Source organism: Rhodococcus sp. NPDC057135 (assembly GCF_042670865.1).
GTDB lineage: Bacteria > Actinomycetota > Actinomycetes > Mycobacteriales > Mycobacteriaceae > Rhodococcus_F.
Genome location: NZ_JBHUUU010000011.1, coordinates 98,392 through 122,845, shown reverse-complemented (window position 1 = coordinate 122,845; position 24,454 = coordinate 98,392). Strand labels below are relative to the sequence as shown.

Here is a 24,454-nt window from a genome sequence, read left to right as displayed (position 1 = left end):
GGGAATTGCGCAATGCACACTGACCAGTCGGTCATACTCGATGAGAACTTTGGGGGAACCGTTTCGATGTCATCGTCGAAATATTCGATGTACTTGGCGGTAATTCCAACATATCGGAATCCGTGTATCGAAGTGTTGCGCGAGATGGAGAACGGCAATCTCCGCATTCTTGCCTCGGACTACGGACTGGATCCTACGGTTCGAACTGGTATCGACAAGGATTTCTATGAACGAGTTCGACGGATAGGAATCTTCGGTGACAAGATTCTCCTTCAGGTTGGCTCCTGGAGAAATCCGCTTTCTGCTTCCGTGACCATCCTTGATTTGAACCCTCGGAGTCTCACGGCGTGGGGTATTTTAGCCCTTCGAAGAATTATGCGTCGACGTACTTTGGTTTGGGGTCACCTTCATCCCAGAGAAGGGTCTTCATCGAAGACGGCTTTTCTTCGACGGACGATGCGGCGGTTGTCTCAGGGAACTATTCTTTACGGATACGCCAGCGTAGTCCCGGCCAGGCGTGAGATACCGCACCAGCCAGTGTGGGTGGCACCGAATTCTTTGTACAAGCGCGCGCATATCAACGCCGATAACGCCTCTGAATCGCGTAAATCAATAGTCTATGTCGGTCGATTGGTTGCCGAGAAGAACGTGGATCAATTGGTTCCGGCTTTCCATCGATCGGGCCTCAAAGACAAGGGTGCCGTCTTGGAAATCGTAGGTTTCGGAAATGCTTCGGAAAATATAGAGAGGCAAATTTCAGATCTCGGTCTCGAAGAATCCGTTGTTCTGCACGGGCGTATCGAAAGCCCCGTCGAGCTTGCTGAAATCTATGCACGATCAATCATGTCGGTCTCTCCGGGATACGTCGGATTGAGTGTCACTCAGAGCCTGGGATTCGGAGTTCCGATGCTGTATCCCGAGGATGCCCCGCACGCCCCTGAGATCGAGCTTGCCGTAGTCGGTCCGATGCAGAGTTACTCGCCGACAACCGAGGAATCGCTGGCCGTGGCACTACGCGATTACTTTCTGTATCTGGACTCCAATCCCGTCTCGGCCGGGGAAATATCAACGAAGGTTGGAGAACTCTATTCCGCTGAGTCGATGGCATCGGGTATCTCTGCCGCGTTGAGAGGGCAGGTCGTTGAATTCGACAAAGACGGATGGCCCAAGGAGATGGTCGCACGATGAGTAACCGATCCCGCCTCCCGTCAGGGGTTAGGCGAGCCCTTCGAGGAATCATGAACGGGCTGGCAATATCGAACGGCAACGTTTCAGTAGGACGCGACTTCAACGCCGGCCGTGGGGCAATCATCAGTGCGCCTCACGGATTGAATATCGGCGATAATGTCAGTGTCGGGCCTCGGACTGTTATCCAGGTAGACGGTTCGATCGGATCCCACGTCATGATCGGAATGAATGTCTACATCGTAGGGCGTGAAGACCACGCGATCGACGAAGTGGGTATTCCGATGCTCGCGTCGACGTGGGTGGGGGACCGGGAGCCTGGCGCTCGCGATTCTGTCGAAATTGGAACAGATGTATGGATAGGCGCTTGTTCGGTGATATTGAGCGGTGTGACGATAGGCGACGGTGCCGTGATCGGAGCAGGTTCGGTAGTGACGAGTGACGTCGAGAGTTTCTCTGTGAATGTCGGAGTTCCCGCACGGAAAGTCGGCGAAAGATTCGAGAGTGATACGCAGAGAAGTGCACACCTGCAAGCTGTGCACGGACTGTCGTCCTGAGTGAGCTGAAAAGGGAAATGAGCACGATGGATAATCGGGGAAACAAAATCCTGATCGTGGGAATCAACTATTCCCCTGAGCCAACCGGTATCGCTCCTTACACCGAGGGCTTGGTAAATGCGATAGCGGATGCTGGTGCTGACGTCAGGATGGTGACGGGGTATCCACACTATCCATTCTGGAAAAAGATGGATGGTTTCTCAGGACTGTCTTCGGTCGAGAAGACAGAGAATCTGACAGTGCACAGACTCCGTCACTACATCCCTCGGAATCCGAGTTTCCTGCGAAGAATCCTGATGGAGGCAAGCTTCGCCCTGAGGGCGTCCTGGGCGACTCTTTTCCACCGAGCGGACCTCGTTCTGTGTGTAAGCCCTACACTTTTGTCCTCAGCGGCAATTGTCATCAGGACCAGGCTCTTGCGGTCGCGCACACCCGTGGTGCTGTGGGTGCAGGACTTCTACGGACTGGGCGCTTCCGAGACCGGCCAGCTGAGCGGTGGATTGTCGTCTCTCGTCGATCGATTCGAATCTTGGATCTTGCGAAAGTCCGATCACGTTGTCGTGATCCATCCGCGGTTTGCGAAGCATGCCCAGGAGAACCTCGGTGTCGATTCGAGCAGCATCACGGTTATCAGGAACTGGACCCACCTCGACCTCTCCCAGTCTGCCTGCGCCCGAGAGGATTCGCGAAGACGATTGGGATGGGGGCCGGAACAGCAGATAGTTCTGCACGCCGGAAACATGGGTGCGAAGCAAGGGCTCGAAAACGTGGTGGACGCCGCGCGTTTGCTCGATGCACGGCAGTCCGACATCAAATTCGTGCTGATGGGGGACGGGAATCAGCGAGCCCATCTTGAAGAGTTGTCCAAGGGATGCGCGGGGATCGAATTCATGGATCCTGTTGACAGCGAGGACTTTACCGACGTGCTACGTGCAGCGGATGCGCTACTTCTCAACGAGTTGGCCGATCTTCGCAGCATGGCTGTTCCGAGCAAACTCACATCGTATTTCGCCTCCGGGGTGCCAGTCGTCGCGGCTACGTCTGCGGACAGTGCGTCGGGCGAAGAGATCGCGCTGTCAGGGGCGGGAGTACGCGTTGACGCCGGCAATCCGGAGGCATTGGTTCGTGAAATAGAGATGTTGGTGGCTGACCCAGCTCGTTCGGAGCAATTCGCGCGAAACGGGAGGGAGTACGTGCACGAAGTACTGTCTCCCGGTTCTGCCACTATCGCGTTCGGCGAACTGTTCGACAGACTTGTCAACCGAGCGAATTCGCCGACTCGACTGACGGAAGCCCGAGCGCGGTGACCCACCCACAGCTCTCCCTCGGCGAATTCACCGGGGCAGGATACGACAAGGGACGTCCGGCGCCGGTGCAGATCGCCTGGCTCGCGGTAGCACCGCTGTTCCGGGCCTGGTTCGTGCCGGCACGAATGCGGGTCGCCATTCTCAGACTGTTCGGCGCTCAGATCGGTGAAGCAGTCCTGATACGGCACAACGTGAAGATCCATTGGCCGTGGAAGCTGTCGATCGGCGACAACACCTGGGTGGGTGAGGGAGCGTGGATCCTCAATCTCGAACCGGTGAGCATCGGGTCGAACAGTTGCATCTCGCAGGATGTTTTCCTGTGCGCGGGCAGTCATAGCAGAAAATCACGGACTTTCGAGTTCGACAACGGACCGATCGTCGTCGGTGATGGCGTATGGATTGCGGCGAGATCCACCGTCCTCCGTGGTACGTCGATCGGTGACCACGCTGTGATTGGCGCGAATTGCCTTGTCATATCGGATGTTCCGGCAAATGCAATTGTTCGTGCCCCGGTCTCGGAGATCGGCCGAGCATGAGAAGCACACGGCCGCATTGCGCTGGAGTCGTACAGTCGTTCCACCACCTGGTTGGTCTCACGTGAAGGTGATGACAAACGCCCTGGTGGTGCAGTTCACCGGAATCGCCGGCGGACGTCTTGTCGGTGCGTTGATTCAGGCACTGAGCATGGTTCTCCTCGCTCGCATCTCCGGTCCGTCCGGCTTTGGAATCTTCGCTGCTGCTTATGGCGTCGGACTGGTCCTGCAAACCGTTCTGAACTTCGGGTTCACTCCGTTTCTGGTTCGTATCCGTGCGTTGGGTGACCAGGAACCTCTCATCGCTTCGACTTTGGAGTTCTCGCGCCGCGCCAATCTGGCCGTTGGGGCCTTGCTTGCAATGATCGCGACTGTGGCCTCGGTCTTTGAACCGCGGCTTTGGTTCGTTGTGCCATTGGCAGTGTGGGTTGTCCTGGACAATTACGTCGAGACGTTGCTTTCGCTACCACTCGCTGACGGGAATACCTGGCAGAACGCCGTATCGTTGCTCCTTCGTCGAGCACTTGCCCTCGTCTTTGTCGCGGCCGCTTGGTTCTCGGGTGTCGATGCAGTGTTCTGGTATTCAGTGGGTCTCGCGTTCTCCTCGATGATCGCTGTCTTCGTGGCCATTCGGCTCGGACCGGTAATCACTCGGATCAGATCGAGGCGATCGTATAGGTCGATTCTTCGCAAGTCATCGCACTTCTGGTTGAATTCCGTTGCCACTCAAACGCGTAACTTCGACGTACTGCTGGTTGGACTCGTGACATCCCCGGCCGTCTCCGGAATCTACGGCGTGACGAGTCGTATCACTACTCCACTGCGGTTGATTCCCACTTCATTTGCGGCAGTTCTCATGCCGGCAGCGGCGCGATCGACGACCGGGCGAATCACCCAGAGCATTCTGCGACCCGCGATGTATGTGTGTCTTGCCAGCGCGGTGATCTTCGGCATGATCGCGGCAGTCATACCTGTAGTGGTTCCACCGGTTTTGGGCGCCGCATATGTAGACGCGGTACCGGTAATGCAGGTCGTCTGCTTCAGTTTGATCTTCGCAGCGATCTCGTCGCAGTTGAACGCCATTCTGCAAGGTACGGGCAGAGTTGAAGTTGTCTCCTACATAACTGTTTTGAGCACGTTGATTTGCCTGGTCGGAATCCTGGTGGCGGCTCCCCGTTACGGGGCGCTCGGAGCGGGATGGTCGCTCTCGCTCAGTTACGTACTTCAAACCGTCTTCCTGACCTGCGTCGTTGTCGTTGCAATGAGGAGGGATCCCCATGCGTAGGTTCTTCATGAGTATTGCGGCGGCCCAGGGAAATCTGGGCGACATCGAGATACGCCGAACAGCAGTCGATTACATGCGCGACCTGGGATTGAGTCCCGTAGTCTTTTCGGGCAGTATGAGCGCGGAGTACGTCGATGCCTTCGATTGGGAACCAACCGACGAGGTCATGAATTCGGGCTTTCGTTTCTGGCGAGCAGTTTTGGCCGATACGGTGCGCCGCAAGCGGGCAGTGATCGTCATGGCGCCTGGGCCTGCAGTTCTGGGAGCTTCGGTCGCGAGCGTCGTCAAACACTCGTTACTGGTGACCGTCTTTGCGGTGCTTCGCATGTTCGGTACACGAATCCTCGTTTTGGGGCGATCGATCGAGGTGCGAAGCTCCTTCGCGGCGGTACCCGAGAAAATCCTCGTCGGCATAGCCGACGTCTACGCGGCACGTGACAAGCGGACGTGCGAGTATCTGCGAGGTAAGAGCCGGTTCTATCCCGATCTCGCTTTTCGGGGCAGCACTTCTGACGTAGCGAAGTCTGAGGGCCAAGGATCTGCGGCCCGAGAAATAGCTTTGCTTTCGCTTCGGCATGACCGACCGGTGAACTACGCGACCCTTCGCTCGATCCACAATCAGGTCTCGGCAAATGGTTTGGATCTGATGGCCTGTTGCCAGGTTGTCGAGGACGACAACCACAACCGTGAGGTTGCTGCGACGCTCGGAATTCCCTACGTGGGATGGGACGATGACGTGACCCATCGGCAACAGGAGTTCGCTCTCCGTGCCCTGTACGAGCGCGCGGCCGTGACCATCAGTGACCGACTCCATGTTTTGATCCTGAGCGCTCGAGGTGGATCGATACCGGTGATGTCGGGCAGCAGTTCGGTACCGAAGCTGAGGGATTCGCTGGAACCGGTACTCGCGCCGCAGGCATCGTGGATGGACGACTCGGCGGGGGGCAGCTTGAATCTCGGGCACGACGAATCTGCCCGAATCTTCCACGGAATGGATTCCGCTGCCGCGGAACTGGAGGATTTGAGATCGCGGATCAAGGGGGCAGTAATGCCGTGAGGGTTTCTCAGTTCTGGTTGTGGGGTCGGTACTCCCACACAACACAATTCGGCCGATGACTATCCGCAGACGAGTATCTGCTTCGAGGACGGGGTTTCAAGTGAAACGCGCACTGATTACCGGAATTACAGGCCAAGACGGTTCATACCTGGCCGAGCTGTTGTTGAGCAAGGGATACGAGGTCCACGGACTTATTCGTAGGTCGTCCACGTTCAATACAGCTCGAATCGATCATATGTATGTAGATCCCCACACCCCCGATGCAAAACTGTTCCTTCATTACGGAGATCTCAGCGACGGGGCGCGTTTGGTCACCCTTCTCGCACAGATACGTCCGGACGAGGTCTACAACCTCGCGGCGCAGTCCCACGTACGGGTGAGCTTCGACGAGCCTGAACATACCGGTGACACGACGGGAATCGGGTCGATCCGGTTGCTCGAAGCAGTTCGAATGGCAGGGCTCGAATGCAGGTTCTACCAGGCGTCCAGTTCCGAGATGTTCGGTGCGACACCACCTCCGCAGGACGAGCAGACCCCCTTCTATCCGCGGTCGCCGTACGGCGCTGCGAAGGTCTATTCGTATTGGATCACGAAGAACTATCGTGAGGCATACGGGATCTTCGCGGTGAATGGGATTCTGTTCAACCACGAATCCCCCCGCCGTGGCGAGACGTTCGTGACTCGCAAGATCACGCGAGCAGTCGCTCGAATCAAAGCAGGCCTTGAAAGTAACTTGTACATGGGCAATCTCGATGCAATTCGTGACTGGGGTTATGCGCCGGAGTACGTAGAGGGAATGTGGAGGATGCTTCAGGCTGACGAACCGGACGATTATGTTCTCGCGACTGGCGGTAACTATTCGGTCAAGGACTTCCTGACGGTGGCCTTCGAGCATGCAGGACTGAACTGGGAAGATCACGTGCGCTTCGACGAGCGCTATCTCCGTCCGACGGAAGTCGATGCGTTGATCGGGGACGCCGGAAAGGCCGAGCAGAAGCTCGGTTGGAAGGCGACAGTGCATACCCCCGAACTGGCTCGAATCATGGTCGACGCGGACATCGAGGCGTTGACATGTGAGGGCAAGCCTTGGATCGATCGTCCGAACCTGGTGGATTGGGAGCACGCTCGATGACAGGAGAGAACGTGCAGCGGCCGCTCGATCGGAGCGAGCGTGTGTTCGTCGCGGGCCATCGTGGGCTCGTAGGTTCAGCGATATGGCGCCGGTTGGAAGCCGATGGTTTCAATCGCCTTGTCGGACGCACGTCCGCCGAGCTCGATCTTCGCGACCGCGGTGCAGTGTTCGAATTCTTCGCCGAGGAGAGGCCGAAGAACGTGGTTCTCGCGGCAGCCAGAGTGGGCGGGATCTTGGCGAACAGCACACTGCCGGTGGACTTCATCTCCGACAACCTTCGCATCCAGGTGAACGTGATGGATGCGGCGGCAGAGTTCGATGTCGAGCGCCTGCTATTCCTCGGGTCTTCCTGCATCTACCCGAAGTTCGCTCCTCAACCGATTCGCGAAGAGTATCTGCTGACCGGTCACTTGGAGCCGACCAACGATGCGTATGCGATCGCAAAGATCGCCGGAATCCTGCAGGTGCAGGCTGTTCGCAAGCAGTTCGGGCGTCCGTGGATTTCCGCGATGCCGACCAATCTCTACGGCCCTGGTGACAACTTCTCTACCAAGGGCTCTCATGTGCTGCCGGCACTCATCAGGCGCTTCGACGACGCGCGCCGTGAGGGAGCGGCGTCAGTTGTGAACTGGGGTAGCGGGACTCCACGGCGTGAGTTTCTCCATGTCGACGACATGGCGGATGCCTGTCTTCATCTGCTCGACCACTATGACGGAGTTGAGCACGTCAACGTGGGTACAGGTGAGGACCAGAGCATCGCGGAGATCTCCGCGATCGTGGCGGACGAGGTCGGGTTCGGCGGCGAGATCGAATGGGACCGCACGAAACCTGACGGAACGCCGCGGAAGCTGCTCGACATCGGGAAGCTTCGAGATTTGGGTTGGCAGCCCAGGATCGACTTGCGTGAGGGGATCGCATCGACCGTGGAGTGGTATCGACAGAACGTCGATTCGATCAGGACATGAAGTACTACAGCATTATTCGACGTAAACCCGACTTCGACAGGCAGACATCGTTATGACTTCTCGTATTGCGGTATTCGGCACCGGCTACCTCGGGGCGACACACGCAGCATGCATGGCCGAGTTGGGTCACGAGGTTCTCGGGGTCGATGTCGATCCGAACAAGCTCGCTATGCTCGAAGCTGGGGAGGTTCCTTTCTACGAGCCAGGGCTAGAGGAAGTGTTGCGACGCAACATAGCCGCGGGACGTCTTCGGTTCACGGCTTCCTACGAGGAGGCCGCAGAGTTCGCGGACATCCATTTCCTCGGCGTCGGTACGCCTCAGAAGAAGGGGGAGTTCGCGGCCGACATGCGTTTTGTCGATTCGGTGATCGAGACCCTCGCACCTCTGTTGACCAGGCCGGCTGTCATTTTCGGGAAATCGACTGTGCCAGTGGGTACCGCCGAGCGATTGGGTGCACGTGCGCGTGAGCTGGCGCCTGCAGGGCGAGATGTCGAGGTGGCGTGGAACCCGGAGTTCCTCCGGGAAGGCTACGCGGTGAAGGACACGCTTCACCCGGACCGGCTTGTACTAGGGGTAGACCGCAATCGACCTGGACGTGCAGAATCGGTTGCGCGTGAAGTGTACGAGCAGCTCTTGAACGAAGGCATTCCCTTTGTTGTTACCGACCTTGCCACTTCGGAGTTGGTCAAAGCATCAGCCAATGCCTTTCTGGCGACCAAGATCTCGTTTATCAATGCGATCTCGGAGGTGTGCGAGGCCTCGGGTGCAGATGTCACGGTACTTGCCGATGCCATCGGTCACGACGAGAGAATAGGTAGGCGATTCCTCAATGCGGGAATCGGTTTCGGTGGTGGCTGCTTACCGAAGGACATCCGTGCTTTCATGGCACGCGCGGGTGAACTCGGAGCAGATCAAGCACTCACCTTCCTGCGTGAAGTCGACAATATCAACATGCGCCGTCGTACACGGATGGTCGAGCTGGCTCGTGAAGCGTGTGGCTCGCTGCTCGGAGCCCGTGTGGCGGTTCTCGGTGCCGCGTTCAAACCTGATTCCGACGACGTTCGTGACTCGCCGGCATTGAACGTCGCTGGTCAGATACAGCTGCAAGGCGCTGCCGTCAATGTCTACGACCCGAAGGCAATGGGAAACTCGAAGGCTTTGTTCCCCACGCTCACGTATACGTCGAGCGCACTTGAAGCGTGCGCAGGCGCTGACGTCGTCCTGGTCCTGACCGAGTGGACCGAATTTCGAAAATTGCTGCCGTCGGACCTCGAAGCAATCGTGCGCAAGAAGGTGATCATTGACGGGCGAAATTGCCTGGAACCGAGCACCTGGCGCGACGCCGGGTGGACCTATCGAGGGCTCGGAAGGCCGTAAATCTTTGAAACCAGCCGTAAATCGTCGCAACCGTCAGTGGTCTGCGACTGGTGCGAATCCGCCTTCGGGTGGATTCGCCAAAGCTCGGGACCAAGGTCCGTCGATAGATTCGCTGTGGCGGCGCGGCACTGCGGTTGCGTCCGGCCGATGGTGTCGCGGTGTGGAATAGTGCCTTGTTCTACTGGTGTGCAGTAGCTTTCGGCCTAGTGGTCCGTGGATGCACCTGCGTGGACTTTGGTCCTCACCGTCCGTTCGCCGTGGGCGATCCTTGCTCGGACGGCGAGATCGAATGTGGCTGCACAGCTGCGCCGAATTGCTGTTGCGGTGGTGAAAAGGTTAATGACACAGTAGAGTTCAGCCCAGCTGTTCGTAGTATTTGCTCCCAACTCGGACTGAATGCATGCACTGGGGTCGCCGCAATGCGGTCTCGGCAAGCAGGGCTGGTACAGGAGACGTGGGAGAGGGCCCTGATGTCCACTACCTCGAGCCCGTCGCTACGCCTTCATGCATCGGCTGCATCGTGACGTGCCATGCAGGAACGCGAACCTGCTCGTTCCGGACACAAAATCACACTATGTGTGTGCGATAGAAGATTGGCTGCCTCGTTCAGCCTGGATTGAGTGCAGCGGCTCGACAAGCGGCTGTCGATTACTACTCGAAGACGTGATTCGTGTTCGAGCCGAAGGAGATTCGACGATGGATGTACGGGACTACCTGAAGATTCTGCAGGCACGGTGGAAGATAGTCGCTGTCGTCACTGTAGTCGTGATCTTGGGTGCATTGGGCGCCTCGTTGATTGCCACACCGATTTACCAGGCTTCCACGCGCCTGTTCGTGTCGACCTCTACCGGAACAACGGTGAACGAGGCTTACCAGGGCAACCAGCTCTCGCAGCAGTTGGTCACTTCCTACGCCAAGCTCCTTACCGGCGAGACACTCGCACAGAGGACGATCGATTCAGTCGGGCCGGATCGGCTCGGCGGGCTTTCCGCTGCGGAGATTTCATCGAAGGTGACCGCCACATCGGCACCGGAGACAGTTCTTCTCGATTTGAGCGTGCAAGATGCGTCGCCTGAACTGGCTCGCGAGATCGCAAATGCGCTGTCGGACGAATTTGTCGTCATGGTCAAAGATTTGGGTACACCCGCCAACGGTGGCACGGCGCCCGCGCGCGTCGTTGTGGAGCAGCGAGCACAAACTCCCGCGGAACCGGTCTCGCCGAAGACGTCGCGGAACGTGGCACTGGGTGCCGCGATCGGGCTTCTGCTGGGGATCGGCCTAGCGGTGGTGCGTGACCGCTTGGACAACACTGTCAAGGAACGAAAGACAGTCGAGGACATCGTTGGTGCGGCGATGGTGGGAACAATTCCGTTCGACAAGGAACGTGAAGTTCATCAAGCGATCAACTTCCACGAAGGCAACTCCGCCAGTGCCGAGGCATACCGTGAACTACGAACCAATTTGCAGTTCCTGGCAGTGGATCGCCCCCCGAGTGTCATCGTCGTGACGAGTTCGCTTCCGTCGGAGGGTAAGACCACGACCGCCGTCAACATCGCACTCGTGCTGGCCGAGGCGGGCAAGAAGGTATGTCTCGTTGAAGGTGACCTCCGTAAGCCACGTGTGTCGAAGTACCTCGGACTGATCGGAAGCGTCGGGCTCAGTTCGGTCCTGGCCGGGCAAGCAGATCTGGACGACGTGCTTCAGGTTACGAGCAATGCAGACCTGACGGTTCTTGCCTCGGGGCCGATTCCTCCGAACCCGAGCGAATTGCTGGGGACTGACACTGCCCATGCAGTTTTTGCTGATCTCCGCAGAAGGTTCGACTACGTCATCATCGACGCCTCGCCGTTGCTCCCGGTTACGGATGCTGCAGTTCTGTCTGCTCTGGCTGACGGCGCACTCGTCATCGCTCGTCATGGTTCGACGAAGAGGGAACAGTTGAGCAGGGCGGTGGGCAACCTCCACAGCGTGGGCGCGACGATTCTCGGCACTGTCATAACGATGACCCCGCTGAACGGTCGTGGGGTTTACGAGTACAAGTACTACTACGACTCCGATCCTGTTGTTGCTGACGTACCTGTGGGAAGTTCGGCCAGCGCCAGCGCCAGCGCCAGCGCCAGCGCAGTCAGCGAAGTGCGGGCTCCGTCGACAGTCAACTGAACGGGTCGAGTACTGACCTTTGCTTCACCCGCGTCCGCGCTAACGGGCCCCCGAGCATTGCTCGGGGGCCCGTTGGCTTTGCAGCGACTCCGCTAGCCCCGACCGTGTCGGCGCGGAAGGCGACTACCCGTCGCAGACACCTCGATCTTTGAACCGGACCCGACTGGAGATGCTCGTGAGAGTATCGCCGGTCGGGTCGTCGGCGTTCGGATACGTTCTTATCGGTTTGCCGGGATGCCGGTGCCGGCCCATTGCGTTTCCGGCGATTTGTGTCAGACCACGTTGTCGGCACACTGCAGTCCGAGCATGCTTCCACTCGGATGTGCTTTCGCGTAGAGGGCGCCGCGTGTCCGCATCCTTGGCGGCGCGGTATCCCCGTTGCATAGAGACGCGATGACGTTGGGATCGAGCAGTTTACGAACTCAGCCGACGTGCTCTTCTTTCGGTAAGTGCCGATCGCAATTGGCCAGGTATATGCGGTAGCAGCCTCCGTGTATTGCAGCTTCGGGCCGGTGGCGGAGTCGGCTATTGCGAATGATGTTGTACTGCAGCGTTTTGCGATATGCGAACTGATCGATTGGTAGGTGTGGCCCAATTTGTCGGGGATTTCGTCTTCACATATCGCGGTGGCGCACCCAGCGGCGAAGTGTCGGACGATTGTTCAGAATTGCCGTGCGGCCGGACGGGCGATGGTTCGATTTGCGGAGCGTTTACCGACCGCGTGCGGGTTTCCGTCCAAACGTGGAGTCCAATTGATCAAGGCAATGAAAACTATAGGTACGCAATGCGACTGGTGAAGCATGTGCGCACGTGCTCGCCTGGAAGCTGAATAACTGAGCTCCATGCTGGCGTCAGGAAGAACTTGGTAAAACACTATTGCCACACTGTCCGGAATGTGGCAAACTCCTCACTGGTACTGACCAGCTAGCCAAGTAATTGCCAAGATGTTAGTCCCGGCAATATCGCGGCTGGCGACGTCAGCGGGCGAGGTGAAATCGCCGATCGTCCCGTGTTTGGGTCGTTAGTGGACTCTGCTTCAATCATGGGGTGTGAGCTGCGGCAATGCCGCAATAATTCGACAGTCGGGCCGAGGCCTGGCCATAGTCGCCGGTTGAACTACAAGGCGCACGTAATGCGACCATTCGCACTGAACGCAGTAATGCGGAGCAGTTGCTTCGCCGTCGAAGTATCTGGATTCGGCAAGGCGGTCCGATGGACCTCGGCCGGCGAACAGCTTCGCGCCGAGTTCTGTGCGTGGGGAAAGGTTTCTGAATACATGACGGTTCTCGAGATGGCCGCGCCCACCGAAGAACGGCCACAACAACACCGACGAGAAGCTCCGAAGAGGGCTGGTGGAGTATCCGCACGCAGGAAATGGCAATCTGCTTACCTCCGACGTCTGGCGATCACCGACACGATCATCGTTGCGGCAGTTGTGTTTCTGGCTCAATGGTGGCGGTTCGGTGGCGACTCGGATGTCCTCGACGGAGAAGCGCTCGGCCATTTGAGCTACACCGCACTGTCTTTCGCCCTGATTATCGGCTGGTTCGCCGTACTGAGAGTATTTCGCACCCGATCTCCCCGTGTGATCGGAAGCGGCCCTGAAGAGTATCGATTGATCGCTGTCGGAACGCTCCGGCTGTTCGGACTGATTGCGATCGCCAGCCTCCTCCTTCACCTCGAGATCGCGCGCCTTTACCTTGCCGTGGCGTTTCCGGTGGGATTGACGGCCTTGATCGCAAGTCGTTGGATCTGGCGACGAGTGATTGCCCGCGAGCGAGCTCGAGGTGAATTTCGAACTGCAGTACTCGTGGTCGGTGTGCGAGGGGCGGTTGTCGACCTTGCCCGAAACTTCGAGCGCGACGATGCCCATGGATACCGAGTCGTCGGAGTCTGCGTGCCCGGCCACGGAGGCGGAGCGGGTGAAGTTGTCACAGTGAACGGCCGGGACATTCCGGTGCTCGGTGACGAGCACAGTGTCACCGACGCACTCGAACAGGTCGGTGCCGACACCGTGGCAGTGACGGCGTCGGAGCGACTCGGACCGGAAGGGCTGCGCAAGCTGGCCTGGGATCTCGAGCGCGATCATGTGGACCTTGTTGTTGCACCGGGGATTCTGGATGTGTCCGGGCCGAGGCTCTCCATGCGTCCGGTCGCAGGATTTCCGCTGATACATGTCGAGCGTCCGCGTTATCACGGCGCACAGAAGTTCTCGAAGACGACCTTCGACATCGTCTTCGCGACGCTGGTACTCACCGTGATCAGTCCGGTGCTTCTGGCGGCTGCGATCGCCGTCAAGCTCACGAGTAAGGGTCCGGTTCTGTACAAGTCCGAGCGGATGGGGTTGGACGGTCAGCCGTTCCCCATGCTCAAGTTCCGCTCGATGGTCCAGAATGCTGATTCACAGGTCACGGCACTGATGAAGGAGAACGAAGGCGCCGGAGTGCTTTTCAAGATGCGAGACGATCCGCGTGTGACGACTGTCGGTCGATTCATGCGTCGATACTCGATCGACGAGTTGCCCCAGTTCGTCAATGTCCTCCGGCGAGAGATGAGCGTTGTAGGACCGCGGCCACCGCTTCGGCGCGAGGTCGAGATGTACGACGGTGCGGTCAGTCGTCGGCTACTGGTCAAGCCCGGTGTCACCGGCCTGTGGCAGGTCAGCGGACGTTCTGATCTTTCGTGGGAAGACACTGTCCGCCTGGATCTTTCCTACGTCGACAACTGGTCGATGATGGGTGACGTCATGATCGTCGCGAAGACGCTCAAGGCGGTGGTGGGAAGTGATGGCGCCTACTGACAAGAAGGCGGCACCGGCGCCTTGCGAGAACAAGGCTCCGAACAATCCGCTGATCTTGCGAACGGCATTGGTGATCGCGGTCGTCGGCGCGAGCGGAGCCTTTCAGGCGTACACGCAGAAGACAGCGCTCGGATCGTTGCTCGTACACGGTTCGGCCGTTCTCGCGGCGACACTGGCGTTGGTCTACTTCCTCGATCGGCGATACTCACGCAACGCGACCTGGCCGGTCTTCGCGCTTCTGGTCGCGGCCGGCGTTCCGGCAACCAGCTGGTACTGGTCGACACTGCCCCGGAATTCCGCCGTCGCCGGCATCGTCATCGTGTGCTTGGCGATCACGGGAATCATCGTCGCCCGTGAGTTGACCTTCGCGGTGCGAGTGCGGACTGTTGCCCTCACCTTGCTGGTACTACTCGTGCTGTCGCTGATGGTCGTGTTCCTCGATCCTTCGACTGGCCTCGACGTGGACACCCGCGCCGTCACGTATCGAGGAATCTTCACGCACAAGAACACTTTGGGCCGAATGGCTGCGATCGAAGTTGTACTCGTCGCTGTCATGCTCATGCTTCCCGACGTCAAGCGGATTCCGTGGGTTGCGGCGCTGGCTGTCGCCTGCATCGTGTTGTTCGAAGCCCGGAGCCAGACCAGTCTCGTCGCAGCAGGGATTGCGCTGGCGACAGTGCTTGCACTGAAGTGCTTTCGACGGACACCGAACGCTCACCTCGCCTCGACTGTGATCATCGGCCTGTACTTCGGGGTGTCCGGCGCGATGAAGGTGCTCGGACCCGATGTCGCAGAATTACTCTCGCGAGACGTCACGTTGACCGGCCGGCTTCACCTCTGGACCGTTTCGAACTATTACGCCGAACAGCGGCCTCTGCTCGGATGGGGCTTCGGCTCGGTGTGGGCGCCGGACAGTGCAGTGGGGCAAATGATTCGGTCCAAGCTGTCTTTTTCGGCAACCAGCGCACACAACGGAATGCTCGACATTCGGCTGCAGATCGGTTGGATCGGATTCCTGCTGCTGTTGGCCGGCTACTACCTGCTCCTGAGTACGGCTCTCTCGCGAGCTCACAGCAGAACCGAGTACGTCGCCGTCGTCGCGCTGATGGTTCTCGTCTTCTCGATGGACTTGACGGAGTCGACGCTCTTCTTCGGCGCTATGTGGTTGATCGTGTGGATCTTCCTGGCTCCGTACGGACCCTCCACACCCCGTTCACACGGTTCCCGCAGCGCCGAGCTGTCTATCGGTGGCGGCCGTATCGACAAGAACATCGCCAACAAATCCGTTCCGGCGCGAAGAGGAGGCGAGTGAGGTGTACAAGTCATTCGATGTAACCCGCACGGAGACCGCTGTGAGCCCGATCGCCGACGTTCGATCGGCGGCACCGAAAGCGCTGATGTTCCATGCGATCTATCGAAATCCGGGTGGTGAGGAACAGAGCTTCGCAAATGAGTCCAGGCTCCTCGAATCGATCGGGTACGAGACGGTTCGGTGTACCACCGAAAACAACAAGATCTCTCGAAGACCGTGGGCGGGCGCCGCAGCAGTGTTCAGTCCTCGGGTACTCGTCGATGCGTTGCGAATCATCCGCTCGGAGCGACCGGACATCGTTTACGTCAACAACCTCTGGCCGTCGTTCTCGGCTTCTTTGCTCGTGGCCGCAAGAGTCGCCGGAATTCCTACGCTGCAGGCGGTTCGGAACTATCGCCTGGTAACACCCTCGGCCAAGTTACGCGCAGATGGCACGTGCACCGAATGCGGTTCCACCAACTACTTCACGAGTTGTGTCCGCAACGGATGCTACGGAAACAGCCGACTGCAAAGCCTTGTCTGCTACCTGAGCGCTGCGGCAGTCAAGCTCAGCGTCTTGGGGTGGAAGCAACACAGGTTCGTCGCAACGAGCGCGATGACAGCACGTCTGGTCGAGGGACGACTGATCGAATCCGACCGCGTCGTGGTTCGTCCGAACTTCGGGTTCGAAGAAAATGAACCCGAATTCCGGAGCAATGATTCGGTTGTGTGTGTCAGCCGACTGACACCCGAGAAGGGCGTCCTCGACTTGGTGCGTAACTGGCCCCAGGGCGCCGGAAGCCCCTCCCTCACAGTTCTCGGTGACGGACCGCAGTATGGCGAGATCTCCAGCTTGAGTACAGCTCTCGACAATGTCACGATGGCCGGATTCACGTCACACGAAGATGTGATCGAGATACTCCGCCACAGTGCGGCGTCCGTGGTCCCATCTCAATGGGCAGAGCCGTTCGGACGCGTCGCGATCGAATCGATGTCGGTTGGTACCCCCGTCATCTACGCAACCAGCGGTGCACTCGCGGACATCGTCGGACCGGGCGGAACCCCCCTTCATTCCCTGGAAGAATCGTCGATCCGGGAGGCACTCGCACGGATCCTCGGAGCGGACGACCGATCCGCGATACGCAAATCCGCATATCGTCACTACGCGAGTCGCTTCACCTCGCGCAAGGCGGCGACGTCGATGCGTGAGCTCATCAACGAGGTGAGCTCGTGAACGATCGCACTCGACATGTGACATTCATGGCGGATCAGGGACTTTCGAGCATCCTCACTTTTGTCGTTCTCACCTCGGTGGCACGACTCGGTGGTCCGATCGAAGTCGGCCAGGTTGCCGTCATTCAATCGGCGGGTCTGTTGGCACTGGCGCTTGGGCGAGCGATCGGCGTCGACGTCTGGCTCTCACGAGGAGCGAAGTCGGACGAGCGTCGGCCGGCTTTGGCCCCCACGATCGTGCTGGCGGCAGTATCGGTGACATCGGTGTGGGCACTGTTCCTGATCGCCGGGTCGGAATCGATGAATCTCACGGTATATGCCTTGGCCGCAGTGGGTTTCGTGATCTTCGACGTGATACGCACGATGTTGATGCACGATGGTGCGAGTTGGATCTCTGCGTCGATACAGATCGTGACACTCTCGTTCGTACTTATTGCAGCTTTCCTGGTCGAGAATCTGACACTTGCTCTCGTGACCTACACGGTCGGTGTCTTCGTTGCGCTCGCTCTCGGTCACGCATCCATGCGTCTGGTGCCGCCGGTGCCGTCGATCAGGTACTCGCGCACGCACCGATACAGATCCGTGCCGTTCGCGATCGAGATATTGATGGGATCAGCTGCGCAGCAGGCAATGTTCTTGATACTGACCGTGGTGGCGTCGATCTCGATGATCGGTGAGATCAGAACTGCCCAGACACTGCTCGGTCCACTGTCCTTGATGTTCGCAGGTATCTCGCCGATCCTGATGCGCAAGTTCGGAAGTGGTGTCGAATCGATGAGCCCGAGCGAGTGCATGGCACTCGGTCGCCGAGTGGGATTGCGGATCTTCCTCGTCTCGATCGTCTGCGTTTCGCTGATCTGTCTCGTGCTCGAGATTCGGCTCTCGGGAGTTCGATTGATGGATCACCTTGTGGGGTCGCATTTCCCGAACTTGATGCCGGTCATTCTGCTGTGCGGACTGGCAGTGGCGTTCAACGGGATTCTTCTTGGCGTAGGAACGTCGATTCGAGTCGTGGACAAGACCGGAACGCTCAACACATTTCGCGCATTGCTGCTGCCGCTGCAGTTTCTGATCGTTCTCGGAGCGGGATTGTCCGACGATGCCGTCTATGTCGCAGGAGCATTGGCGGTATCGGCCGGTGTCAGTGCGAGCGTCGTGCTCCTGGTCTCGATGAACGACGTCTCTCGACCGAAGGTTGGTCTCTCATGAAGGACCTGAGCGGCGTCATGGTCGCGATTGTGACGTACCGTCGCGAATCGGCACTTGCGCTCTGCATTGACAGCGTCAGGGCGTCGATCGTGGCTGCCGGCGTTGCGGCCGAGATCGTGGTAGGCGACAACGATCCTGATTCCACCACAGCGACATACGTCGTCGACGGGATCGAGCGACTGCATCTCGGGTTCGGCGGGGTATCGGCAGCGCGACGTGCACTCGTCGATCTCGCCAACGCGCGAGAACGTCGATACATCGTGTTCGTCGACGACGACGAATATGTCGAAGTCGACTGGCTGTCGAATCTCCTCACCTGCGCCGCAGATTTCAACGCGGGTGCTGTGGCCGGTCCTGTGATTCCGGTGGGTCTGCCTGCTTCAGAACTTCCATTGCACGCGCGTGTTCGCCACACCACCGGCACTCCGGTTGCGTCGGCAGGCGCTGGAAACCTGTTGTTGGACCTGAAGGCTTTGAACGGCTTGAACTTCAGTGACGATTGGGATCTACCTGGCGGCGAGGACACCGAGTTCACACTCCGGATGTGCGCCGGCGGTGTCCGGTTGCTGTGGTGCGACGAGGCAATTGCGTACGAACCCGTCGACGCGGATCGGCGTCGGGATTCCTGGCTCTTCGCACGATACGTCAACAACGGCCGGATCCTGGCGCTCTGTCAGGGACAACTCACCGCGCCGCAGTTGACGGTTCAGATCGTCAAGCGAGCTGCTCTCGTAGTCGCAGCGGCCGTGGCGATACCTGTCGCCGTGTTCAGCCCGCGTGTCAAACGCGTCATTCTCGATCACGGTGCACGCAACATCGGCTGGTTCTCACAGCAATTCGACCGCCGCGGTTCTCGGATGCCGCGCGCACAGAGGCTGGAGGTAGCGCGATGACACGGTTGTTGATGACGGCATACGCCTGCGATCCGAATCAGGGGAGTGAATCCGGGGCGGGTTGGGCGCTTCTCTCGGCGGCTTCCGAACTGTGTGAGTCGATCACGGTGGTGACTCGCTCCGGTGAGGCTCCCACGTTGGAATCCGCGTGTGAACAACTCGGTTGCGAAGTTCGAGTCGTGCGAATAGCGACGTTGACCGCAGAAGAAGCCGGATCGTACGGTCGATATCTCCGATGGCTCTGGCACACTTCACTGTTCGTTCGGCGTGAAGCGGCACACTTCGACGTCCTGCACCACGCAACGTTCGCCTCCGACTGGCTGCCCCCACCGGTGCTGTTCGGTGGAGTCGGTGGCAAACGACTCGTGTGGGGGCCTGCCGGCGGAAACACCTACCCGCCGATGTCACTCGCCAGGAGTGTCGGTATGCGTTACCTGGCCACCACGGCTGTTCGCACCTGCTCGACGAAAGTCGTACGGGCACTGACCCACATCTTCGTGTCCGGGCGCGTCGACACCTTCATCGCGATGAACTCCGACAGCGGCCGCGGGGCCCCGCGAGCCTGCGACGTCGTCGTCCAGCCCAATTGCGTTCTGGACTACGACGGAATCGAAGTTCAATCGGTACCCAGACCGAAACGAAAACTGCTATTTGTGGGAAGGCTGTTGCAGTACAAGGGAATCGACCTGATACTCGACGCGCTCGAGCATCTCGGCGCCGATTGGTCCATGACCTTTGTCGGGGAAGGGCCCGCTCGAGCGCGAATCGAGAAGTCGCTGCCCTACCGGCGCGGTCAGATCACGCTTCACGGGTGGCGCGACAGATCGGAAGTGATGAGGGAGATGGGGGCCTCCTCGGCCTTGCTCTTCCCGAGCATGCACGATTCCGGCGGTTGGGTGGCCGCCGAAGCGGCCGCGGTGGGCCTCCCGGTGGTCTGTTTGGATCTCGGCGGTGTACCGACTCTGGCCGGTCGGAACGCCGTGGCGATTCCGGTTGCGCCGGCATCCACGCTTCCCTCGCGTATTGCTCGATCGATTGTCGAGACCGAGCTTTCTCACTTTGAACCGCAACGTGATTGGACTCGATCCCGGTTGGAATCGATCTTGTCGCGCAGCTACGGCCAGTGCAATGAACGTCAACAAACGAACTCGGAAAAGTGGTGAGACAGATGAGCAGTCCGTTCGAGGTCATCGAGGTCGGTGGCATTCCGTTTGCCGCGACCAATCTCGAGGGAGCTACCGATTGGGTAGTCAACGAGAGGCGGGAGGGGGCGGGAACCGGAGTCTCCGTGCGGTTGTCGAATTCCTACTGCGTGTCGGCGGCACACAACGATCGCGACTACTCCGCAGTGCTGAAAGGCCCCGGGGTGAACTTCGCAGACGGAACCCCGGTCAGCTGGGTCATGCGGTTGACAGGTGGCGGTGCCATTTCCGATCAGATCGGTGTGCGACCAGTTCGCGGTCCGTCGTTCTTCGAGGCCACCCTGGACAAGGGACGCAGCTACGGCCTTCGTCACCATTTTGTCGGCACGACAGAAGAGACGTTGAGTCTCTTGAAGGATCGAGTAGAGGAGTTGTACCCGGGCATCGAGGTGGCCGGCACGTATGCCCCACCGTTTGCCGCGTTCAGCAAGGAGTTCGTCGACGACATCATCACGAAGGTCGGTCCGTCGTCACCGGACATCGTGTGGGTCGGTCTGGGTGCACCCAAGCAGGATTTTGTCACGAAGGCGATAGCAGATCGAACCGACTACGTGGCCGTCGGAGTGGGTGCCGCCTTTGATTTCCTGGCGGGAACTGTTTCCGAAGCACCAACTTTCGTCCAGAACTCAGGTTTCGAGTGGCTGTATCGACTTGTTTCGGAACCCAAACGTCTGTGGCGACGCTACCTGTTCGGAAACTCGACTTTCCTCCGGCTGGCATCACGTGACATTCGAAAAGCATTCGGCCGTTTCGGGGGACGCACATGAGCGAGATCAAGACTGCCGAGCGATTCGGAGGAATACGGACCACAACCGTGGTTTCGCAACTATCAGGCGGGCTGTCCCGCAACGGAAGGAACGCAGGATGAAACGCGCACTGATTACCGGAATCACGGGGCAGGACGGCTCTTACCTCGCCGAGTTGCTGCTCTCCAAAGGCTATGAGGTTCACGGACTGATCCGTAGATCTTCGACGTTCAACACGTCGAGGATCAACCACATCTATGTGGACCCGCACCATGCAGGTGCTCGACTCTTTCTTCACTACGGTGACCTCAGTGACGGAGCGCGTCTGGTGACGCTGCTTGCGCAGATCAAGCCGGACGAGGTGTACAACCTCGCTGCGCAGTCTCATGTCAGAGTGAGCTTCGACGAACCCGAACACACCGGGAACACCACCGGCGTCGGGTCGATCCGATTGCTCGAAGCGGTTCGGATGGCAGGACTCGACTGCCGGTTCTACCAGGCGTCGAGCTCCGAGATGTTCGGTGCGACACCACCACCGCAGAACGAGGAGACACCGTTCTACCCTCGCTCGCCCTACGGTGCGGCGAAGGTGTACTCCTACTGGATCACCAAGAACTATCGTGAGGCGTACGGGATCTTCGCCGTGAACGGAATTCTGTTCAATCACGAGTCCCCCAGGCGTGGTGAGACATTCGTGACGCGGAAGATCACGCGCGCAGTCGCACGTATCAAGGCCGGTATCGAGGATCACCTGTACATGGGCAATCTCGATGCGATTCGCGACTGGGGATACGCGCCGGAGTACGTGGAGGGAATGTGGCGCATGCTGCAGGTCGACGAGCCTGAGGATTTTGTGCTCGCCACCGGTGGCAACTACTCGGTGCGCGACTTCCTCACCGTCGCTTTCGAACATGCAGGTCTGAACTGGGAAAACCACGTTCGATTCGACGAACGGTATCTTCGGCCGACCGAGGTGGACGCACTGATCGGGGATCCGAGTCATGCTGAGCGCAAACTCGGTTGGAAGGCCGGCGTCCACACACCCGAACTGGCCCGGATCATGGTCGACGCTGACATCGAAGCGCTCGAGCACGAAGGGCGACCGTGGATCGACACTCCGGCACTTCCCGACTGGTTGGCGACGCGATGAGTGATTCGTTCGCGCCGCGACCCCTCGATCGAGACGCACCGTTCTACGTGGCTGGACACCGAGGTTTGGTCGGCTCTTCGGTGTGGCGACACCTGGAATCTGTCGGCTTCTCCAGGTTGCTCGGAAAGACGTCGGCCGAACTCGATCTACGTGACCGGGAAGCTGTTTTCGATTTCTTCGCCCGCGAAAAGCCGACCAACGTGATCCTCGCAGCGGCAAAAGTTGGTGGGATTGCGGCGAACAGCACTTTCCTCGTCGACTTCCTGTCGGAGAATCTGCGCATCCAGGTGAACGTGCTCGACGCCGCCCTCGCGCACGGCGTCGAGCGTCTCCTGTTCCTCGGATCATCGTGCATTTACCCGAAATTGGCGCCGCAACCGATCAAGGAGGAATACCTCCTCACCGGTCATCTCGAGCCGACCAACGACGCCTATGCAATTGCAAAGATCGCGGGATTACTCCACGTTCAAGCTGCCAGGCGGCAGCATGGTCGCCCCTGGATCTCGGCTATGCCCACCAACCTGTACGGCCCGGGAGACAATTTCTCGCCACGCGGATCGCACGTACTTCCCGCACTCGTTCGGCGGTACGACGAGGCGCAGTCGTCCGCAGTCCAGTCGGTTGTCAACTGGGGGAGTGGCAACCCGCGCCGTGAATTCCTGCATGTCGACGATCTGGCGTCGGCGTGTCTGCATCTGCTCGAAAACTACGACGGTGCATCGCATGTCAACGTCGGAACCGGCGAGGATCACACAATTCGTGAGATCGCTTCGATAGTCGCCGCGGAGGTCGGATACACCGGAGAGACGCGGTGGGACACCTCGAAGCCGGACGGAACGATGCAGAAACTTCTGGACGTGAGCATGATTCGTGAACTCGGGTGGCGGCCGACGATCGGATTACGCGAGGGTATCGCGTCGACGGTCTCGTGGTACCGCGACAACATCGGTGCCGTACGCACCTGAATCGCTTTTCCCATCAACACACTTCGCACACTCTCGAGAAAGCAGATCGAGCAACATGAGCACTCGCATAGCAGTATTCGGCACGGGATACCTGGGCGCGACACACGCGGCCTGTATGGCCGAACTCGGTCACGAGGTCCTCGGAGTGGATGTCGATGCGGCAAAGCTGGAGAAACTGGCAGCAGGTGAAGTTCCGTTCTACGAGCCAGGGTTGGGCGAGGTCCTACGAAAAAACATCGATCGAGGGCGACTGAAGTTCACGTCGTCGTACGAGGAAGCCGCAGAATTTGCGGACGTGTTCTTCCTCGGCGTCGGGACGCCGCAGAAGAAGGGCGAGTTCGCCGCGGACATGATCTACGTGGACGCGGTGATCGAGACTTTGGCGCCGCTGCTCACCAAACCCTCGGTCATCTTCGGCAAGTCCACGGTGCCGGTGGGAACCGCGGAACGGCTCGGTAAGCGCGCGCGGGAACTGGCACCGGTCGGTGACGGCGTCGAAGTCGCGTGGAATCCTGAGTTCCTCCGTGAAGGATTTGCCGTCCAGGACACGTTGCACCCGGACCGGCTGGTGCTGGGAGTCGATCGAAATGTCCGCGGCCGGGCGGAATCTGTTGCGCGCGAGGTTTATGCAGAGCTCATCGATGAGGGGATTCCGTTTCTCGTCACGGACCTTGCGACGGCGGAGTTGGTCAAAGCGTCAGCGAATGCTTTCCTGGCCACGAAGATCTCGTTCATCAACGCCATCTCCGAAGTGTGCGAGGCCGCGGGCGCCGACGTCACGGTGCTCGCCGACGCGATCGGGCACGACGTTCGGATCGGACGTCGATTCCTCAACGCGGGAATTGGTTTCGGCGGAGGGTGTTTGCCGAAGGACATCCGCGCCTTCATGGCTCGCGCCGGTGAACTCGGTGCCGACCAAGCACTGACGTTCCTGCGCGAAGTCGACAACATCAATATGCGCAGACGTACCCGAATGGTCGAATTGGCGCGAGAGGCATGTGGGTCGCTGCTCGGCGCGCGAGTCGCAGTTCTGGGTGCCGCATTCAAGCCGGACTCGGACGACGTTCGTGACTCGCCGGCACTCAATGTCGCGGGTCAGATCCAGCTCCAAGGTGCCGCAGTGAATGTGTACGACCCGAAGGCCATGGACAATTCGCGCGCGCTCTTCCCGACGCTGACCTACTCGGCAAATGCGTTGGAGGCCTGTGAAGGTGCCGATGTCGTCCTGGTATTGACCGAGTGGCCCGAATTCTTGAAGTTGCAACCGTCTGATCTCGACTCGGTGGTTCGCAAGAAAGTGATCGTCGACGGGCGCAATTGCCTGTCCCCAGCCGGCTGGCGGGGCGCGGGTTGGGCATACCGCGGATTGGGACGTCCGTGAGCACAGGGCATGTTGCCTGCTGCAG

20 protein-coding genes are annotated in these 24,454 nt (G+C 59.2%); all 20 read left to right on the top strand.

Annotation, left to right across the window (positions count from 1 at the left end; all coding sequences use genetic code 11):
• The first annotated feature begins 12 nt into the window (after positions 1-12).
• The 20 genes from ACFT1A_RS21105 to ACFT1A_RS21010 all read left to right on the top strand — a co-directional run bounded on the left by ACFT1A_RS21105 (position 13) and on the right by ACFT1A_RS21010 (position 24,429).
• Positions 13-1,188: a glycosyltransferase gene (locus ACFT1A_RS21105; RefSeq protein WP_378448605.1), complete on the top strand. Its 1,176-nt coding sequence runs from the start codon at positions 13-15 to the stop codon at positions 1,186-1,188.
• Positions 1,161-1,742, top strand: coding sequence for an acyltransferase (locus ACFT1A_RS21100; protein ID WP_378448604.1), 582 nt, complete (start codon positions 1,161-1,163; stop codon positions 1,740-1,742). Before ACFT1A_RS21105 ends, ACFT1A_RS21100 begins: the two co-directional genes overlap by 28 nt.
• A gap of 17 nt (positions 1,743-1,759) precedes the next feature.
• Complete coding sequence (locus tag ACFT1A_RS21095; RefSeq protein ID WP_378448603.1) at positions 1,760-3,049, top strand: WcaI family glycosyltransferase; 1,290 nt, start codon at positions 1,760-1,762, stop codon at positions 3,047-3,049.
• Positions 3,046-3,585 carry a DapH/DapD/GlmU-related protein gene (locus ACFT1A_RS21090; RefSeq protein ID WP_378448602.1) on the top strand — a complete coding sequence of 180 codons (540 nt, stop codon included), beginning with the start codon at positions 3,046-3,048 and terminating at the stop codon, positions 3,583-3,585. Before ACFT1A_RS21095 ends, ACFT1A_RS21090 begins: the two co-directional genes overlap by 4 nt.
• A 70-nt stretch (positions 3,586-3,655) precedes the next feature.
• Complete coding sequence (locus tag ACFT1A_RS21085; RefSeq protein ID WP_378448601.1) at positions 3,656-4,867, top strand: lipopolysaccharide biosynthesis protein; 1,212 nt, start codon at positions 3,656-3,658, stop codon at positions 4,865-4,867.
• Positions 4,860-5,924: a polysaccharide pyruvyl transferase family protein gene (locus ACFT1A_RS21080; RefSeq protein ID WP_378448600.1), complete on the top strand. Its 1,065-nt coding sequence runs from the start codon at positions 4,860-4,862 to the stop codon at positions 5,922-5,924. Before ACFT1A_RS21085 ends, ACFT1A_RS21080 begins: the two co-directional genes overlap by 8 nt.
• 100 nt (positions 5,925-6,024) lie before the next feature.
• Entirely contained in the window at positions 6,025-7,056 is a 1,032-nt protein-coding gene (gmd, locus tag ACFT1A_RS21075) for a GDP-mannose 4,6-dehydratase (protein WP_230816379.1), read from the top strand.
• Positions 7,053-8,021, top strand: a complete 969-nt coding sequence (locus ACFT1A_RS21070) for a GDP-L-fucose synthase family protein (protein WP_378448599.1) — start codon at positions 7,053-7,055, stop codon at positions 8,019-8,021. The genes gmd (ACFT1A_RS21075) and ACFT1A_RS21070 overlap by 4 nt, the downstream gene beginning before the upstream one ends.
• Positions 8,022-8,073: 52 nt before the next feature.
• The gene (locus ACFT1A_RS21065) at positions 8,074-9,399 is read left to right on the top strand and encodes a UDP-glucose dehydrogenase family protein (protein WP_378448598.1); all 1,326 of its coding nucleotides are present in this window, start codon (positions 8,074-8,076) and stop codon (positions 9,397-9,399) included.
• A gap of 696 nt (positions 9,400-10,095) precedes the next feature.
• The gene (locus tag ACFT1A_RS21060) at positions 10,096-11,559 is read left to right on the top strand and encodes a polysaccharide biosynthesis tyrosine autokinase (protein ID WP_378448597.1); all 1,464 of its coding nucleotides are present in this window, start codon (positions 10,096-10,098) and stop codon (positions 11,557-11,559) included.
• A gap of 1,276 nt (positions 11,560-12,835) precedes the next feature.
• Positions 12,836-14,359 carry a sugar transferase gene (locus ACFT1A_RS21055; RefSeq protein ID WP_378448596.1) on the top strand — a complete coding sequence of 508 codons (1,524 nt, stop codon included), beginning with the start codon at positions 12,836-12,838 and terminating at the stop codon, positions 14,357-14,359.
• A complete protein-coding gene (locus ACFT1A_RS21050) occupies positions 14,346-15,671 on the top strand; it encodes an O-antigen ligase family protein (RefSeq protein ID WP_378448595.1) in 1,326 nt (441 codons plus the stop codon). The genes ACFT1A_RS21055 and ACFT1A_RS21050 overlap by 14 nt, the downstream gene beginning before the upstream one ends.
• Position 15,672: 1 nt before the next feature.
• The gene (locus ACFT1A_RS21045) at positions 15,673-16,884 is read left to right on the top strand and encodes a glycosyltransferase family 4 protein (protein ID WP_378448594.1); all 1,212 of its coding nucleotides are present in this window, start codon (positions 15,673-15,675) and stop codon (positions 16,882-16,884) included.
• A complete protein-coding gene (locus ACFT1A_RS21040; RefSeq protein WP_378448593.1) occupies positions 16,881-18,092 on the top strand; it encodes a hypothetical protein in 1,212 nt (403 codons plus the stop codon). Before ACFT1A_RS21045 ends, ACFT1A_RS21040 begins: the two co-directional genes overlap by 4 nt.
• The gene (locus tag ACFT1A_RS21035; RefSeq protein WP_378448592.1) at positions 18,089-18,985 is read left to right on the top strand and encodes a glycosyltransferase family 2 protein; all 897 of its coding nucleotides are present in this window, start codon (positions 18,089-18,091) and stop codon (positions 18,983-18,985) included. Before ACFT1A_RS21040 ends, ACFT1A_RS21035 begins: the two co-directional genes overlap by 4 nt.
• Complete coding sequence (locus ACFT1A_RS21030) at positions 18,982-20,148, top strand: glycosyltransferase family 4 protein (RefSeq protein WP_378448591.1); 1,167 nt, start codon at positions 18,982-18,984, stop codon at positions 20,146-20,148. The genes ACFT1A_RS21035 and ACFT1A_RS21030 overlap by 4 nt, the downstream gene beginning before the upstream one ends.
• 5 nt (positions 20,149-20,153) lie before the next feature.
• Complete coding sequence (locus ACFT1A_RS21025) at positions 20,154-20,954, top strand: WecB/TagA/CpsF family glycosyltransferase (protein ID WP_378448590.1); 801 nt, start codon at positions 20,154-20,156, stop codon at positions 20,952-20,954.
• Between the two features lie 97 nt (positions 20,955-21,051).
• A complete protein-coding gene (gene gmd, locus ACFT1A_RS21020; protein WP_378448589.1) occupies positions 21,052-22,083 on the top strand; it encodes a GDP-mannose 4,6-dehydratase in 1,032 nt (343 codons plus the stop codon).
• The gene (locus ACFT1A_RS21015; protein WP_378448588.1) at positions 22,080-23,048 is read left to right on the top strand and encodes a GDP-L-fucose synthase family protein; all 969 of its coding nucleotides are present in this window, start codon (positions 22,080-22,082) and stop codon (positions 23,046-23,048) included. The genes gmd (ACFT1A_RS21020) and ACFT1A_RS21015 overlap by 4 nt, the downstream gene beginning before the upstream one ends.
• Positions 23,049-23,103: 55 nt before the next feature.
• Positions 23,104-24,429, top strand: coding sequence for a UDP-glucose dehydrogenase family protein (locus tag ACFT1A_RS21010; RefSeq protein WP_378448587.1), 1,326 nt, complete (start codon positions 23,104-23,106; stop codon positions 24,427-24,429).
• Positions 24,430-24,454 lie beyond the last annotated feature (25 nt).